This window comes from Haladaptatus salinisoli (genome assembly GCF_020614375.1).
Classification (GTDB): Archaea; Halobacteriota; Halobacteria; order Halobacteriales; family Haladaptataceae; genus Haladaptatus; species Haladaptatus salinisoli.
Genome location: NZ_CP085333.1, coordinates 209,251 through 225,232 on the forward strand (window position 1 = coordinate 209,251; position 15,982 = coordinate 225,232).

General features: G+C 52.3%; 16 protein-coding genes and 1 pseudogene. 14 read left to right on the top strand and 3 right to left on the bottom strand.

The features are described 5' to 3' along the window. Window positions 1-33 precede the first annotated feature (33 nt). From LIX00_RS25200 to LIX00_RS25225, 6 genes are all read left to right on the top strand, one after another. Window positions 34-1,032 (top strand): ABC transporter permease, encoded by a 999-nt coding sequence (locus LIX00_RS25200; protein ID WP_227357431.1) that lies wholly within the window; start codon window positions 34-36, stop codon window positions 1,030-1,032. Between the two features lie 2 nt (window positions 1,033-1,034). Further along, window positions 1,035-2,024, top strand: coding sequence for an ABC transporter permease (locus LIX00_RS25205; protein ID WP_227357432.1), 990 nt, complete (start codon window positions 1,035-1,037; stop codon window positions 2,022-2,024). Window position 2,025: 1 nt separating this feature from the next. Continuing rightward, window positions 2,026-3,150 carry an ABC transporter ATP-binding protein gene (locus tag LIX00_RS25210; protein WP_227357433.1) on the top strand — a complete coding sequence of 375 codons (1,125 nt, stop codon included), beginning with the start codon at window positions 2,026-2,028 and terminating at the stop codon, window positions 3,148-3,150. Between the two features lies 1 nt (window position 3,151). Next, a complete protein-coding gene (locus tag LIX00_RS25215; protein WP_227357434.1) occupies window positions 3,152-4,453 on the top strand; it encodes an ABC transporter ATP-binding protein in 1,302 nt (433 codons plus the stop codon). A 1,035-nt stretch (window positions 4,454-5,488) separates the two neighbouring features. Then, a complete protein-coding gene (locus tag LIX00_RS25220) occupies window positions 5,489-6,499 on the top strand; it encodes an MSCRAMM family adhesin SdrC (protein ID WP_227357435.1) in 1,011 nt (336 codons plus the stop codon). Between the two features lie 404 nt (window positions 6,500-6,903). Continuing rightward, complete coding sequence (locus tag LIX00_RS25225; protein ID WP_227357436.1) at window positions 6,904-7,296, top strand: protein kinase domain-containing protein; 393 nt, start codon at window positions 6,904-6,906, stop codon at window positions 7,294-7,296. 124 nt (window positions 7,297-7,420) lie between these two features. Here the strand turns inward: LIX00_RS25225 and LIX00_RS26595 are convergent, their stop codons facing one another. Next, entirely contained in the window at window positions 7,421-7,555 is a 135-nt protein-coding gene (locus tag LIX00_RS26595) for a DUF8070 family membrane protein (RefSeq protein ID WP_497007359.1), read from the bottom strand. A gap of 96 nt (window positions 7,556-7,651) precedes the next feature. Then, a complete protein-coding gene (locus tag LIX00_RS25230; protein ID WP_227357437.1) occupies window positions 7,652-7,828 on the bottom strand; it encodes a DUF8156 family protein in 177 nt (58 codons plus the stop codon). Between the two features lie 549 nt (window positions 7,829-8,377). Here LIX00_RS25230 and LIX00_RS25235 point away from each other — a divergent pair. The 5 genes from LIX00_RS25235 (at window position 8,378) to LIX00_RS25255 (ending at window position 12,575) form a co-directional block, all read left to right on the top strand. Continuing rightward, window positions 8,378-8,914: a DsbA family protein gene (locus LIX00_RS25235; RefSeq protein ID WP_227357438.1), complete on the top strand. Its 537-nt coding sequence runs from the start codon at window positions 8,378-8,380 to the stop codon at window positions 8,912-8,914. A 470-nt stretch (window positions 8,915-9,384) separates the two neighbouring features. After that, window positions 9,385-9,867, top strand: a complete 483-nt coding sequence (locus LIX00_RS25240) for a DUF3995 domain-containing protein (protein WP_227357439.1) — start codon at window positions 9,385-9,387, stop codon at window positions 9,865-9,867. 862 nt (window positions 9,868-10,729) lie between these two features. Further along, window positions 10,730-11,374: an SDR family oxidoreductase gene (locus LIX00_RS25245; RefSeq protein WP_227357440.1), complete on the top strand. Its 645-nt coding sequence runs from the start codon at window positions 10,730-10,732 to the stop codon at window positions 11,372-11,374. Between the two features lie 488 nt (window positions 11,375-11,862). After that, the gene (locus LIX00_RS25250; protein ID WP_227357441.1) at window positions 11,863-12,138 is read left to right on the top strand and encodes a hypothetical protein; all 276 of its coding nucleotides are present in this window, start codon (window positions 11,863-11,865) and stop codon (window positions 12,136-12,138) included. Next, complete coding sequence (locus LIX00_RS25255) at window positions 12,135-12,575, top strand: type II toxin-antitoxin system VapC family toxin (RefSeq protein WP_227357442.1); 441 nt, start codon at window positions 12,135-12,137, stop codon at window positions 12,573-12,575. Before LIX00_RS25250 ends, LIX00_RS25255 begins: the two co-directional genes overlap by 4 nt. Before the next feature lie 15 nt (window positions 12,576-12,590). On the opposite strand, the gene LIX00_RS25260 is transcribed toward LIX00_RS25255, so the two are convergent. Continuing rightward, on the bottom strand, window positions 12,591-12,743 hold the full coding sequence (locus LIX00_RS25260; RefSeq protein WP_227357443.1) for a hypothetical protein: 153 nt from the start codon (window positions 12,741-12,743) through the stop codon (window positions 12,591-12,593). A gap of 649 nt (window positions 12,744-13,392) precedes the next feature. Between LIX00_RS25260 and LIX00_RS25265 the strand changes: the two genes are divergently transcribed. From LIX00_RS25265 to LIX00_RS25275, 3 genes and pseudogenes are all read left to right on the top strand, one after another. Then, window positions 13,393-13,842 (top strand): TRAM domain-containing protein, encoded by a 450-nt coding sequence (locus LIX00_RS25265; RefSeq protein ID WP_227357444.1) that lies wholly within the window; start codon window positions 13,393-13,395, stop codon window positions 13,840-13,842. A 420-nt stretch (window positions 13,843-14,262) separates the two neighbouring features. Then, window positions 14,263-14,492 (top strand): annotated as a pseudogene (locus LIX00_RS25270) (ferritin-like domain-containing protein); the annotation flags it as partial. Between the two features lie 305 nt (window positions 14,493-14,797). Next, window positions 14,798-15,982: an extracellular solute-binding protein gene (locus tag LIX00_RS25275; protein ID WP_227357445.1), complete on the top strand. Its 1,185-nt coding sequence runs from the start codon at window positions 14,798-14,800 to the stop codon at window positions 15,980-15,982.

Genomic DNA, 15,982 nt, shown 5'->3' on the forward strand with positions numbered 1-15,982 from the left:
GCCCTCCCCCATCTCTCTTCGATAAAAATACATATGGCACTCTTCCGCTATACAATTCGACGGTTACTACAGGCCATTCCCGTCCTCCTCGGAATCGTCACGATAACGTTCCTGCTGACGAACGCGATACCGGGCGATCCCGTCCAGATAATGCTCGGCCCGTCGCCGAGCGCGGAGATGGTCGAGCAGATACGTGCTCAGTACGGGTTAGACGAGCCGCTCCCGGTGCGATACGTGAACTACCTCGTCTCGGTCGCGCAAGGGAACTTCGGCCAGAGTATCTACTACGGAACGCCTGTGCTGACGAAGATAATGGAGCGGCTGCCGGTGACGCTCCTCCTCATGCTCTCCAGTTTCGCGTTCGCACTCGTGGCCGCCATCCCACTCGGAGTCATTTCCGCCAGGCGACGCAATCAGCCGACGGATCACGTCTCGCGGGTCGTTGCGCTCGTCGGCGTCAGCACGCCGTCGTTCTGGATCGGACTGATGCTGATCATCATCTTCGCGTACCATCTAAAATGGTTCCCGGCGACGGGCCTCGTCCTCCCGTGGGCCGCTCCGAGTTCGGTCGACGGGGCGTCGTCGCAGCTCGACGTATTGCGGTTGACGGCGATGCACCTCCTCCTGCCGACGCTCTCGCTCGGAACGCTCCAGATGGCCGCCATCATGCGCATCGAGCGGTCGTCGATGCTCGAAGTGCTTCAGCAGGAGTACGTGAAATTGGCGCGGGCGTACGGTGTTTCGGAACAAAAGATTGTCCGAAAACACGCGTTTCAAAATGCACAGCTTCCTGTCATCACGGTCGTCGGGTTGCAACTCACATCGGCGCTCGGCGGTGCAGTGTTAACCGAGACAGTGTTCAACATCAACGGGATGGGGCGGCTCATCATCACGGCGATCAATAATCAGGACTATCCGTTGGTCATGGGGACGACCATCTTCTTCGGCGTGACGTTCGTCGTCGGGGTCATCCTCACCGACCTGTCGTATGCATTCATCGACCCCCGCGTGACCTACGATGAGGTGGACTGACGATGGGAACGACAGAAACTCAAACAGACGAACTTCGTGAACCGCAGACGAACGACCGATACGAGGGTGGCGACCGAGTCGAGGCCAACGTCGGCTGGCGATACACCGTCGAACAGATCCGCCGCGATACGACGGCCCGAATTGGGCTCTACATTATTGGCTTTATCTCGGCGATGGCGGTGTTCGCCTACATCGACGCAAAGCTTTTCGACTACGCCATCGCGTCTCGATTCTGGTACAACCCGGTGAACGACCCGGCGAACGCCAGAATCCTGCTACCGCCGGTTGGGATGGAGAATACATTCGGCAGCGGAATATGGAAGTATCCACTGGGAACCGACCACCGCGGGCGGGACATCCTCGTCCGCCTCGTCTATGGGTCGCGGATAGCGATGCAGGTCGGCATCGTCTCAACCGGGTTCGGACTAGTATGCGGAACGCTCGCCGGAGCCGTCGCGGGCTACTACGGTGGATGGATCGACGATACACTAATGCGAGTGGTTGAGACGCTATACGCGATTCCCTTCCTCGTGTTGGTCATCGCGTTCATGGCCGCATTCGGACGTGACCTCACCTTCGCGATGATCGGCGTCGGCATCACGACGATTCCGGTGTTCGCCCGGCTGATTCGGTCGCGCGTGGTCAGCGTCCGTGAAGAAGAGTACATCGAGGCGGCCCGGGCCGCCGGCGTCCGCGACCGGAACATCATCCTCAGACACGTCATCCCGAACAGTTTCGCGCCCGTCCTCGTCCAGGCAACGTTGCAGGTCGGCATCAGCATCCTCATCGTGGCCGGACTCTCGTTCCTGGGTTTCGGCGCGCAGCCGCCGACGCCGTCGTGGGGACAGATGCTAAGTCAGTCACGAGGCTACATGCTCCCCGACCCGTGGTTTAGTCTGTGGCCAGGAATTGCCATCCTCGTCACGGTGATGGGATTCAATCTACTTGGTGACGGTCTGCGAGATGCGCTCGATCCTCGAATCAAAAACTAATATGACAGACACACTACTCCAAATAGAAGATCTGAAGACGCAGTTTTTCACCGAAGAGGGCGTCGTTCGCGCGGTTGACGGCATCTCCTTCGACGTAAACAAAGGGGAAATCGTCGGCCTCGTCGGTGAATCGGGGGCCGGAAAGAGCGTTGCTGCCCAAAGCATCCTCCGACTGATCGACCACCCCGGTGAAATCGTCGGCGGGGAGGTGCGATTTAAAGACAATATACTATTCGGTCTTGAAGAAAACCCAAACGGTGACCTCCATCCCCGAGACGAGATGCTCTCGAACGAAGAGATGCGCCGCCGAATCCGCGGCAACGAGATCGCCATCATCTTCCAAGACCCCATGGAGAGTCTGAATCCAGTGTTCACCGTCGGGAGCCAACTCCGGGAGTTTATCGAACTCAATCGCGACCTCTCGAAACAGGAGGCAAAAGCGGAGGCGATCCACATGCTCCGCGAGGTCGGTATTCCCGAACCGGAAGTGCGCTACGACAACTACCCGCACCAGTTCTCGGGCGGAATGCGCCAACGCGTGCTCATCGCCATGGCGCTCGCGTGCGAACCGAGCCTCATCATCGCGGACGAGCCGACGACCGCGCTCGACGTAACCGTCGAAGGGCAAATCCTTTCACTCGTTGATGACTTGCAGGAGAAGTATGATACGAGTTTTATTTGGGTCACCCACGACATGGGCGTCGTCGCCGAACTGTGTGACCGCGTCAACGTGATGTACCTCGGCGAAATTGTCGAACAAGCAACGGTCGACGACCTCTTCTACGACACGAAACACCCCTACACGGAGGCGCTGTTGGACTCGATGCCACGCCCTGACCAGACTATTGATGAACTGAACCCCGTTCATGGCGTGATGCCGGAAGCCATCGACCCGCCGCGGGGCTGCCGGTTCCACACGCGCTGTCCGGACGCCCGGGAGATCTGCACGCAAGTCCACCCCGATTGTCGCGAGGTGTCGGACGCGGACGAACGCTCGCACCGCGCCGCCTGCCTGAAACACGACGAGTTCGATGTCGGCTACTGGGTCAGCGAACCCATCGACGTTCGCGCGAAAACTGGCATCTCCGGTGATATCGTGAGTAACACTTCCGAGCGAGGTGACTGATATGAGTGACTCAATTACTGCCGATCGAATCGAGGCGGACGAAACGAGAGCTGGAGAACCGCTTCTCGAAGTTGAGGGGCTCACGAAACATTTCTCCAGTGGTGGCGGATTTCTGTCAGGGCTATTCGGTGAAGAGCAACGGGTTCGCGCCGTCGAAGATGTCTCTTTTGAGATACAGAAAGGAGAGACGCTTGGACTCGTTGGCGAGTCTGGATGTGGAAAGAGCACGCTGGCCCGGACGCTTCTGCGACTTATTGAGCCGACTGAGGGCACTGTCTACTTCAAGGGGCAAAATCTGACTGAGTTAGACAGCGAGGGACTACGGGCGCAGCGTAAGGACATGCAGATGATCTTCCAGGACCCGCAGTCATCGCTCGATCCACGGATGAAAATTGGCCCAATCGTCGAGGAGCCGATGAAAGCCCACGGGTTGTACGACGCAGATGAACGAGAGGTTCGAGCCCGTGAGTTGCTTGAAAAAGTCGGTCTCGATCCACAGCACTACAACCGCTATCCACACGCCTTCTCGGGCGGGCAACGGCAGCGCGTGAATCTCGCACGTGCACTGAGCGTAAATCCGGACTTCATCGTCTGTGACGAACCTGTTACGGCACTCGACGTCTCGATTCAAGCCCAGGTTCTGAATACGATGAACAGTCTCCAAGAAGAGTTCGGGTTGACGTACCTGTTTATTGCCCATGACTTGAGCGTCATTCGCCATATCAGCGACCGCGTAGCAGTAATGTATCTCGGGCAGCTGGTGGAACTTGCGGACAAAGAAGAGCTATTCGAGAACCCACAGCACCCCTACACGGAGGCACTCCTCGAATCGATTCCAGTTCCTGATCCGCGAGCGACTGGGACTCGTGGTGTGCTTGAGGGCGATGTTCCGAGTCCTATTGATCCACCGAGTGGGTGTCGGTTCCGCACGCGATGTCCGAAGCTCATTGCACCCTCCGAGTATGATCTCTCACCTGACGAATGGAAGAATACACGTCAATTCCTCCGTGAAGTCCAGCGGCGGTCGTTCGAACGAACCGATAAAGCTACCATTGAGTCTCGGTTCTTCGACAACGCAAAACCAGACGGCGAGGCAGGCCGTATCGTCGATGATGCAATCGATCAACTCACGAATGAAGAGTGGGAGCGCGCGTCGGAACTTCTGACGGCGTCGTTCGCAGAACAGAGTATCTGTGCCCGGCAGATACCTGAGTACGAGGTGCCGACGGAGTACGGCACGTCGCCCCACGACGCGGCATGTCACCGCCACCGCGACGACGTCATCGAAGGCCGTCAACAGTGACATCCTCCCGCGCCTCAAGACGCGGGCCTCCCACACGCCGGTCGTTATTGCTATGTTACTTACATCCGTAGCTAGACTCGCTGACAAGGCAATACAGGGAACGGCATGCCGTGGTGGAGTAATCTCCTCAGTAGCTGGTAGAAACCCTGTACTGAAAATAGCGGTTGTGCGCCCATTTTGAACGCCTCTAAGTGGACAAGGGTTTAATGACCGTATGTCGTCTTTACATTCATATTTGTAGATACACATAATCGTATTCGTATACTTGACAACTATACGGGTTACAAGCGAGATTCCGAGCGGAATCCGTATGCTGACTCGATGTGGGCCGGTGACCTGTTTGAGCTCAGTGCTTTCTTTCCGACGGTGACGCTAACTTGTTTTTCCAGCGAAGACCCAATCATAGTACTGTCTCCTGCGTCGCTGAACAGCAAAGGAAAGGGCTTGTCTTAGCAAGCCCACTCTATCTGGGTCCCTACCGCCAATATTCTGTGAGAGCGTTCGCTGGTCGGTGATATTCGAGACCGTCAGTTGGCGTACCATGGAGAAAAGGGTTGAAGCGTGGGTTAGTTCGGCAGTTCTTTTTGTCCCATCCTTACGCACGGCCAGCATGGGAAGTCACCGAGGCCGTCATAGTTGCACTCTGCTGGTTCAGCTTCATCTTCGTTCTTTGAGGGGAAAGGCGTTGAGCGTCCCCTCGTCGGTTGCGTTCTCGACGGCGGCCATGTGCTTGCAGACCGAGTTACGGTGATGCGGACAGGTACACGCCAGTGCATCGCCGACCACATCGTCACGCTGGACGACGTACTGTGGGGATTCTGTAATTATATTATTAACGACGGTTTTTCCTCGACGACTTGCATTTCTCTGCAAACATTATGACGGGGAAAGCGGGATAGGATCAACAGCATCTACTTTGCCGAAAACGAAGGGAACTCTGGCTATTTCAAATGATTACTGAGGATCAGTTTCGGTCACAAAGCGGTCCCAGGGAGGTCGACAGATTTAAGATGGATTGTAATCGCTCTATTACTTATGTTGCATCTCAATTGGAAACAATATATATTTGACTATAAAGAACGGCTTCTCGTTCTTTTTGTTGCTTTACAGGTTGTTTCGGCAATTTTTATCGTTCCTGTAGCAGCTACCTCAACGGCAGAAGAGAGTAACAACGCTTGCAATTTGGTCGAACTAATGGATTGGATTGACCCTGGAAATAGCATCCAAATAATATCGGTTTCGAGCTCAGAAAATACGATAGCCAATAAATCATCTCAAGATACTGATGGGCTTTCGTCCGACAAAGAACGGCAACTTGGAACGGATCCAAACAATATCGATACGGATTGTGATGGCATTTCGGATGATGAGGAGACGAACGGAGGCCAGCCGGTTGATACAGATCAAGATGGGAAGATCGATGCCCTTGACAGCGATTCAGATAACGATGGAATCTCAGACGAAGCGGAAACCGACGAAGACTGTGAGGTGGATGGAATACCAAACTATCGGGACAGTGATTCAGATGGCGACGGAAGAACGGATACAGCAGAACGCGCAAACGGAACTGACTCACTTGAGAGAGATCGCCCCGTAGATAACATAACAGATCCGAATAATATAAGTGGGCATGATCCAGCCGAGTCTCCGACTAATGGATCGAACACAGGCAAAGATGACGGTAGTAACCACTCTTCTGGCGAAAACGCGTCAGGTGGGAAGGAAGACAATAACGGCGAAGACGGCGGTCATACATCAACTACTACCGACGAAAATCCTACAAATACACCCACTACTACTTCGGTTACTAGTAGTTCTAAAACTTCACGTACGCACACAGAGATAACTGAAACGAATACTCAATCTTCGACTGGAACAACTAGCTCAACCGCCACTGGAACTATCATGAAGACATCGCAACGCACCAGTTCACCGGATATTCTTAGCGTCGACACGCTTCCCGACATCAATTCACCATTCATCGCACTCATTGGATTGCTCTGTGCGCTTGGTGGATTGATAGCCTTTCATCGTCATGGAAGCTGAGTGTCGATTTTTACGATCCGAGTTTGTTTCAACGATGAACCAGTAGTCGCTGAACAGGATACTGCCTTGAGTGCACCAACTCATGCCCTGCTGTTGTAATAGATAGTTTCCAGCCGTGCTATTTGTAGGCGCCCCAGCTGGGATCGTGATCGCGTCCGTTGTTGAGTCGTACCAGACCGCTGACGGGGCGCGTCGTCTGTAAGCGACAGTTGACCGAGCCAAGGCTTACCGATATATTCTAGACAGCAGTCGAACGCTGGGCTAATCAAAGTGATCGAGAGGGTGTTGTTCCTATTTTAGAGTATGGTGAGAGCTAGCTTGAGCGGCCACACTACGAAGACGACTCACTCATGAATTGTGATCGGTCGCTTGCAGGGCGGATTGATGCCCTCTCGACTGCCACCATGACGATTCATAGAGCACACGAGGATAGGGTCGTCCACGTCGGACTCAGACCTACGATGATTCTGCTTGCCGATAAGACAGTCCACGTAGGAGATTGGGAACGTGCGAGGGTCTTCGCTGAACACCGTGACACGTCCGACTATGATGCTCCTGAACAGATTACAGGAGAATCAGTCGATGAGCGGACTGATGTGTATAGGCTTGGTGCAATTGCACACTTTGTTGTGACCAGTCAGCCACCGGGGGATGAACCGCCGAGTAAACTAAATTCAGAGGTTTCACAACAATTTGATATGGTGTGTAAAACGGCGATGGCGACCGATCCTGCTGATCGATATCAATCGGTAATGAAGTTCGATGATATGCTCCGGTGGGCTGTCTTCCGGGGCTGAGCTGCTTTTCTATCTCCTACTTTCGAATGAAAATGGATTGTAGGTCAGATATTTGGCTCTGGTGAAATACTCTTGGTTAATTACTATCGTTCCTGAAACAGCGGTAAATCGGTAGGCTTGGTTCTCACTGTAGTCCTAACTGGAAGGCCGTGAGAACCATAACAGACCAGAGGATGAGTCCGATCCCATAGAAAATGAGAACGGCGCGCGTGCTGCACCTCCCCATAGACGGTTGCGACTGTATATCTTCAGTCAGCATCCCACTGAGGGCCGAAGCGTCAGGGGGTGGTAGTCGTCAGAGTTGACAAGGAGTTGCGTGAGCTACTTACCGGGCGACAGCGGATCAAGGTTGAGGTTATTTACTTTTCGTGAGGACGTTACCATCGACGTCGTCTATCTTGGTTAGATCGTCCTCACTGTGATCGAGTCGCTCTTCAAAATCCTCAATCTGCTTCTGTTGTTCGAGGAGCATAGAGACGAGTGCCGGAATTTCGACGAACCGATGGTTCTGCAGCCTACTCGCGTCACTCATTGCCAATCGAATTTGCACATTCCAGATAGATATAGTGCAGAAGAAGGAGCCGAGTACTAGAGTAATTCTTTGTCCTTTCCATACCGTATTTAATAACTGAATTATAACCATTACATAATTATTTGGCCAAAATTTTAGCCGACATACATAAATGCAATGCGAGGAATAATGATAACGATGAATCGACGGACCCTCCTCAAAACGACACTCCCCGCAGGTCTCTTACTGGCTGGTTGTACCTCTCAGTCAGATGAGTCCGAAACCACAAGCCCTACCCAGATATCAACAACCGCAACAACAACGAATACAGTGTCAACAAATAAGACGACACGCTTGCAAACGCAGTCAACAACCACTCAACAAACAGAATCCACAACAAAACTAGAATCAACTAGTACAACGCAATCTACGACAGAGCAGGAACCAACTACTACAACACCATCTACAACAGAACCAGAAACAACGACCACAACCCCATCGACGACGGAACCAGAGACAACTACCACAACGGTTTCTCACTCGGCACCGAACCACCCATCGACGAAGGGAGTGTTCAATGAACCAACGCGTGGACCGACGCCATTTAGTTCAGATGCAACTCTTATTGCATTCGAGGACCCATCTTGCCATAATTGTGTCGATTTCGAACAGAAAATATACCCAAGGCTCAAGCGCAACCACATTGATTCAGAAGAACTTTCGTTCGTATTACGAACGGTCCCTGTCGTCGAGGAGTGGGGAGTCCGCGCTATCTACGCACTTGAAGCGACCCACGCTCGGGATGAGCAAGCGTTCTGGGATCTGAAAGAATACTACTTCAGTAATCAGGATCAATTCAACACCGGAAACGTACTCTCGAAAACGAAATTGTTCATAGATTATAACACACGGTTAAATGGACGAGCCATCGTTCGCGATGCAAAATCAAAGGCATATAACAAACAGGTTCGAGAGGACCGTTCTGTGGCGAAGGCCGCAAACATTCCTGGGACTCCGACGTTTTTCGCATTCAGATCTGAAGAGTACGTAACGAAAATCGTCGGGACGCAAAGTTACGGTATCTTTAAAAATATCCTTGGACTCTAAGAGTAGCGTGTTTATCAGATTTTGTTATATTTAGTTATCATATCTGGTATTATCTATTCCTGGACACTCTTCACATATCATATTACTTTGATAAGGAACCCATGCATCTAAAAATCAATTGCCACTTTGTGAAATACAGTCGAATGTCACGCCGTAGTTAGCCTCACTGTATTCGTAAAACTGCCCAATGTAAATCAGTTCATGGCGAACGGTCGACCTGGATTGTTCCCAGCCGTGTTGTTCGTAGGCCGTCCAGGTCAGCGAGATTGTAATCTCCTCTATTGACGGGCCGTACTTCGTGACCCCCTGCCTGTCGTTATGCTCGGGGTGAGACCTCCCAGTCGAAGCAATTGATTGCGGGTCAGGGAAATGCTCGGCGGCGGTGGAAACCTTTTGCTTAGCGTTCGATCAAACGGTAAAGCCAACTAGGCAGATACTTTGTGTAAAGCGACCTGTGAAACTTTAGAGATATGGAGAAAGCACTCGACGATGTGGTGCCACTTGCATGGGCTGGATATGTGGCCAGCGCATGGATGATTGTGTTTGCCGTACTGAGTTTCTACTGGGCACTCGGTGGAACAGCAGGAATCAACACTGTTTCACTCGGCCAAGAGCTAACGGGTGAACTGTCGTTCATCACAATCCTCTGGCTTACTGGCATTCTGAAACTCGGCGGCGGAGTACTTGCACTCGCACTCGTTCAGCCATGGGGTCAGCTGCTTCCCCGACGGCTGGTACTTCTCTCCGCATGGGGTGTGAGCGTACTTCTGGTACTCCATGGTAGTGATTTCATGATTCAGGGTGCACTCACGGAGGATAGACTCATTGGTCTTCCCGCTCCTGCAACGTGGACGACGGCCCATTGGCAAACGTTTGTATGGGGGCCATGGTGGCTTCTTGGTGGTATTGCGTTCTATGTGGCGACATGGAACTACCAGCGACGCTCGCGGTAACGAGATCTAAATAAAAGCTCTATATGAGAGTTAGTTCGGCAGTTCCTTTCGTCCCGTTTGCACGCATGACCAGCACGGGAAGGCCGTCAGTGTGCCGTCATCATTCGCGTTTTCGACGGTGGCCATATGCTTACAGAATGCGTTGCGGTGGACGTGATACAGACACGTACAGGCCATTAGATCGTACGTTACGGCATCCAATATGATGACGTAGAGGTGGCTTCGACCCACATTGATTCAACACAGATCAAAAGAATCTTAGTTTGAGGATCTATAATTTGGCATGGATCGATTTTCTCTCTACCATGTTTCTACGCTCGTTGCTGGCGCAGCACTAGGCATTCCTGCATTGACATCTACGACTATTGGTGAGCAAAGTTTCTTATTATTACTTCAGACAATTGGTGGGTGTGGCTTGGCGGTTGCGGTGATTTATGGACAATTTATAAAATATCCAGCTGAGTCCACTGTTGAGAAGTAGACAGTCTGGACAATCGTCATTGGGATACTACTTATCCTTCTTGCAGGTACTATTCGGTTAGCTAACTGAACTTCAAAGTAGACGATTGGACACGTATACGACCGAGAGTCCGCCGATCAGTGGCGTTCCCCATCACAGCTGAAACCTACGAAATGATACAGATCGCTAACTTGTACGTCACCCGTCACCTAAATTCAATAACAAAAATAGGATAAGTAGCGAGTTGACGACGAGAAGAGCACTCAACGTCGATTCTATCGTTGAGCAGTGATTTCACTTATTTTTGCAAGGAGAATATGCGCATTGAGCCAGTCGTTTCGCTGATACAGCTTTCGGTGGCCACAGCATCTATTGATATAACTCGTGTTGATATGGTACACCATGCAAGTCGCAGTTATCGGTGCAAACGGTGGAATCGGCCGCGAGTTAGTTCCTCGACTTTTGGATGCTGGACACGACCCAATTGGGGTAATACGAGACGAATCACAGTTTGATGCTGTCCGCGAACACGGCGGAGAACCACGTTTTGGCGATCTCAAAGGGGAGTTTGCGCCGGCACTCCAAGGGGCCGACGCTGTTGTTTTCACAGCTGGCTCCGGCGGGGGAACTGGCTGGGACCAGACGCTTATGATCGACCTTTGGGGAGCGCGACGGAGTATCGACGCGTGCGTCGAGCATGGAATCGATCGGTTTGTTATGATAAGTTCATACAATGCAGGCGATCCAATGGCTGGGCCGGAGGCAATCCGTCCGTATCTGGTGGCCAAGCGATGTGCTGACGACTATCTCGATTGGTCGCCACTCGATGCCACGATTCTTCGGCCGACAACACTTACTAGTGAAGAGGGAACAGGGCGTATTTCGGCAACCTTCGAAGATCGTGGCGAGGATGGAGAAGAGATTCCGCGCGCCGACGTCGCTCAGACAGCCGTTGTCTGTCTAGAAAACGAAGTAACAGTCGGCGAAACGGTCAGACTATTCGGCGGCGACACCCCTATTGAGAAGGCTCTCAGTCCTGATGACTGATTGTCATAGACTCTGTCTCGATCCCCCTCATTGATTCTGTGTGACTTTCCAGTCAATCGCACCGACCAGCAAGTCCGGAAAGTACGTAGTTGCAATGACCGCCGCATAGCGTTGTGCGCGGTCGAACAACTCGCGCCCAGTCGTTAATGTGTCGTGGTTACCGCTTGGAGCAACCCCACACTCGGTGAGTGTTCGCTGGGCGGCCACATCGAGTAGCGTTGTTTGGAGTGACATAACTGAGAAAAGAAAGAGACGGGATTAGGCTGGCAGTTTCTTGTGAGCCGCTCGAACACACGGCTAATACGGGAAGCTACCAAGGCCGTCACAATCGCACTCTGCTGGTTCGGTATCGTCGTCGTCCGATGGGAACGCCGTCAGGGTGCCGTCGTCCGTCGCGGTTTCAACGGTAGTCATGTGTTTGCAGTAGGCAGCGTAATGCTACTACTGAACAGAGTAGCATTTATTGCTGAGTAGAAGAATCTACTAGTATGGCAACGTCAGTGAAAATGGATGAAGGAACGAAGTCTGATTTGGAGAAACTCCAAGCAGAAATTCGCCTAAAAGCGGGAAAACAGGTAACACAGCAAGAGATCCTCGCCCGAATCGTTGCACAAGCGGTTGACTCGAAGGCAGATCTCATCGATTCATTTCGTGATGAAATGCCAGCAATTGATCCGAGTGAGCGAGAAGCGTTCCACCAAGGAATGATCTCTTCTGGCGTAAAAACATCGGAATCAGATATCGACGAAGAGTTGTACGGATGAGCGTTCTTATCGACACGGGTGTTTTTTACGCACATCATGATAAAGACGCAGAACGCCATGATACTGCTGTTTCTGCGATGAACACAGTACTTACTGGTGAACATGGACAACCGTACACCAGTGACTATGTCTACGACGAAACGGTCACATTAACTCGAATGCGGACTGATTCATTTGAGGCTGCAAAAACCGTCTCCGACCGTATTCTTGGACGTGAGTCATTCCCAGAGCTATTCGAGATAATCCAGATGGGACACGACGACTTTAATGCGACAGTAGATACATGGATTCAATATCAAGACCACGATCTAAGCGTTACTGACGCAAGTCTAGTGACGCTCTGTGAACGATATGATATTGATTCTATCCTCAGTTTTGACTCAGATTTCGATGGAATCGTCCATCGAACAGATCCATCTCATATATCTACGGAATAAGAAGGGCGAAGAGAGTTAGTTCGGCAGTACCTTCCGTCCCGTTTGCACGCATTGCCAGCATGGGAAGTCACCGAGACCATCGCAGTCACAGTCTTCGGGTTCCGTATCGTCTTCGGGCGGGAAGGCGTTGAGCGTTCCCTCTTCGGTCGCGTGTTCGACGGCAGCCATGTGTTTGCAGAACGCGTTGCGGTGAAATATGGTGCGGGCAGGTGCAAGCCATTGCGTTATCAGTCACGTCGTCCAGCGTGACGACGTATTGACGCTCAGCGGGGTTGTCGTGGCTCTCGTTAGTGACGTCTACGAGTCCGGGGCATCGACGTCGGAGGCGAATTGTTTGACCTGTGCGGTTCTGTGCCGTCTCGATAGTATCAGGGTCTGTGATGGTTGAGAGGGTAATTCTGGTCGTGTCCAGTGTGAGTATGTCTGATCGGAGGTTCACGGCAGACTCAACACTTTCAGGATACTACCCTTACCTATTTGCATCCTATTATATGTACCAAGACACAGCTCCAGGCGAGATTGCAAGCGGAAGTTGACACCACTCTCAGGCTGGCCCAGCAGGCCGACACCATCACCGAGTTTGAGACGTGGAAACGGAAAGAGGAACGGAAACAGGAACAAACGCGCAACACGAGGGACAGCGACGCTAGCTCGCCGCCGCTCGGCCGAACTAACGAGTACCACAACACTGATCGCCTGCGGTCGATAGCGATAGCTTTCTCACTCAGATTGTCGAGACACCTCTCACACCCGTATTGCCATCTCTAGCGACGGAGACAAACAGAGTCTTGTATTTACAGCCTAATTTCATAGGTAGATGGAAATCCCGGACGAACTACGTTGTCTCTTTAGCAGCAAGATCGAAGTAGAGGATGGGTCATACACGCTCACAGTGCCGAGCCGAGAAATTATGGATGGTGACATTCACCCAGATGCCTCATACCGCGTGGCGATATTGAAACAGCCGTCAGCAGTGGAGAGCACAGCCCAAGAGACATCATCTTCGACAGTATCAACGACACCCGACGAGCCGAATCCAGACCGACAGTCAAGTCACTCGACAGCCCCAGTCGAAGAAGGCGACCGCCGGACGGTCGAAATCGAAGGGGTTGGCGAGAAAGGCGATGGCATCGCTCGCGTCGACCGTGGCTATGTGATTATCGTGCCCGACACGGAGAAACGTGACCGTGTCACCGTCGAGATCAATAACGTCACGCCCACCGTGGCCTTTGCTGAGGTCGTTGAACGAAAAGACTACTACGAGTAGTCTCCGAACGTATTCTCCATCGTTTGACTACACTAGTCGTGCCGTCCATAACGGGGAAACAGTTGGGTCACAGTCAAATGTATGAAATAGGGTAGACAGAGTATCGCCGAGTGCTGAAGAGCCCGCTCTCACATTCAGTTCACCTACCGACAACGCGACAAGAGTGATATTACTCAGCGAAAAGTCGTCCAGCCGCGAAACCCAATTTTCCAGAAAACGTCGCTCTCGATGTCACGAAACACCCCTTCGAACGGAGTGATATCACTACCATCGATCTTCTTCGCGTCCACACGATTTCACCGAATTCCTCCGGTCGATACAATCGAAGACGGTTCTCACGGAGAGAGACGCACCCGCCGACGAGTTACGTCCCACACCTCGTGCTGACGGCCCCGCCAATCACCACGACGGCACAGGTCCGAAGACGAGGACATCTATGACATTCGCACCTCCTTCGAGCACGATCTTGAGATCTATGGCGATATCATTGAGAGCTACCGTGAACACATCGAACCCGCCGATGGGCTCGGTGATTTTGCCACGGGTGAAATGCTTCGCGAGCAACTCGAGGATCTCGAAGAACACGCGCGCATGTCATCGATCACTACCACGAAGACGACACTCTGGTGCTCGAGTCGGCGATACACTAATTGTGGTTCCGTTATCTGAAGTTGGAATCTAGATAAATATCCCTGATCTATTCAATAGGTACTACTTCGCCTGTGAAGGCGGCTGAGGTCTGTTTGATCGGTTTGCGGAGTTAAGCGAGAAAGCTCCGCCCTTCAGGGCGGGGGTAGTTCACAACGACTTATCTCATTGGCTGTGAAGGATAGTGGCAAGGATAGTATTGAGCTCATTGAGTTTCTGGAACTACATGAGAAAAGCCTAATAATAGAATTAGGCTCACCTAAACTATTATGGTTGCGGGTAGCGTCCAGAGATGGAGGAGAAATAAATGACTCATGAGAGGGCCGAGACTAGTGATCGGCAGGGTACCAGCCGTCGAACGTTTCTCCAAGCGTATGCAGCCGGTGGGTTTGTTTCGGTGATGCATCGCCCATGGAGTGTTCAGGAAACTCAACCGGCAGCGAATGAGTGTAAATATCTCAATAGGGTTCGCTCTGAAACGTTTCAGGGCTCTGGAGCACAAGTCAGGGATCGGCCACCGCTTCGCGGAACCTGTATCGAAGCTCTACCGGATCTCTCCGGAGAGCTCACGATTTATCTTGGTGGTGGAGAAGGCGGAATATATATGAATTTGATGAGTCTCTTCGAAGACATTTATCCAGAGTTTTCCCCTCGTATTCGCCTTGCGCCGTCACCGCAACTCGCAAATACCATCATCGAAGAGACCAGAGGTGGGGCCAGCCCAGCAGATGTGTTCTGGGCAGTCGATGCGGGCTCCTTAGGCGTCGTCGCCAAAGCTGGCGCGACCAGTACGCTTCCGAAGGAAGTGGTCAACACCGTCCCAAAAACGTTCCATCCGAACGACCAGTGGGTCGGTATCGCCGGTCGTGCACGGAGCATTCCGTACAATACGGAACAATTCTCTGACGCGGATATCCCGACCGATATTTTCGCATTTCCAAGAGAGGAGCGCTTCAGTGGCGTTATGGGGTGGGCGCCAACATACGAGGCGTTTCAGGCGTTTGTCACGGCGATGCGTGTGCTAAATGGGGAGCAGAAAACGAAGCAATGGCTCAGAGGGATGCTCGATCAAGAACCAACTGAGTATCCCGACGAATTCCTTGTCTCGAATGCAGTCGCTGATGGCGAAATTGATGCAGGATTCGCGAACCACTACTACGCCCTTCGCGTCAAAACCGCGCGTCCGAAGGCTCCGATCGAACTGGCGTTCACAAACAACGATGCTGGAGCATTGATCAACGTTGCTGGTGTAGAGGTCATTCAAGGAACGAAAAAGAAAGCCTTGGCAGTGGCGTTTATTCGCCACCTTCTCTCGGTCGAGGCGCAAGAATACTTTGCCACTCGAGCGTTCGACTATCCGATGATTCCTGGCGTCCCGCCCGTCGGTGATCTCCCCCGAATTAACGAATTAAATCCACCGAACATCGATCTCGCGAAGCTTGCAGATCTGCAGCCAACACTCGCGCTGATGCGAGAGGTTGGTGTTCTCTAA

Bases quoted from the DNA above. Each gene is read 5' to 3' on its own strand.
- LIX00_RS25240 (WP_227357439.1), top strand. From the start codon at position 9,385: ATGGAGAAAGCACTCGACGATGTGGTGCCACTTGCATGGGCTGGATAT.
- LIX00_RS25260 (WP_227357443.1), bottom strand. From the start codon at position 12,743: ATGGCTGCCGTCGAACACGCGACCGAAGAGGGAACGCTCAACGCCTTC.
- LIX00_RS25200 (WP_227357431.1), top strand. From the start codon at position 34: ATGGCACTCTTCCGCTATACAATTCGACGGTTACTACAGGCCATTCCC.
- LIX00_RS25275 (WP_227357445.1), top strand. From the start codon at position 14,798: ATGACTCATGAGAGGGCCGAGACTAGTGATCGGCAGGGTACCAGCCGT.
- LIX00_RS26595 (WP_497007359.1), bottom strand. From the start codon at position 7,555: ATGCTGACTGAAGATATACAGTCGCAACCGTCTATGGGGAGGTGCAGC.
- LIX00_RS25230 (WP_227357437.1), bottom strand. From the start codon at position 7,828: ATGAGTGACGCGAGTAGGCTGCAGAACCATCGGTTCGTCGAAATTCCG.
- LIX00_RS25225 (WP_227357436.1), top strand. From the start codon at position 6,904: ATGACGATTCATAGAGCACACGAGGATAGGGTCGTCCACGTCGGACTC.
- LIX00_RS25205 (WP_227357432.1), top strand. From the start codon at position 1,035: ATGGGAACGACAGAAACTCAAACAGACGAACTTCGTGAACCGCAGACG.
- LIX00_RS25245 (WP_227357440.1), top strand. From the start codon at position 10,730: ATGCAAGTCGCAGTTATCGGTGCAAACGGTGGAATCGGCCGCGAGTTA.
- LIX00_RS25255 (WP_227357442.1), top strand. From the start codon at position 12,135: ATGAGCGTTCTTATCGACACGGGTGTTTTTTACGCACATCATGATAAA.
- LIX00_RS25210 (WP_227357433.1), top strand. From the start codon at position 2,026: ATGACAGACACACTACTCCAAATAGAAGATCTGAAGACGCAGTTTTTC.
- LIX00_RS25215 (WP_227357434.1), top strand. From the start codon at position 3,152: ATGAGTGACTCAATTACTGCCGATCGAATCGAGGCGGACGAAACGAGA.
- LIX00_RS25220 (WP_227357435.1), top strand. From the start codon at position 5,489: ATGTTGCATCTCAATTGGAAACAATATATATTTGACTATAAAGAACGG.
- LIX00_RS25265 (WP_227357444.1), top strand. From the start codon at position 13,393: ATGGAAATCCCGGACGAACTACGTTGTCTCTTTAGCAGCAAGATCGAA.
- LIX00_RS25250 (WP_227357441.1), top strand. From the start codon at position 11,863: ATGGCAACGTCAGTGAAAATGGATGAAGGAACGAAGTCTGATTTGGAG.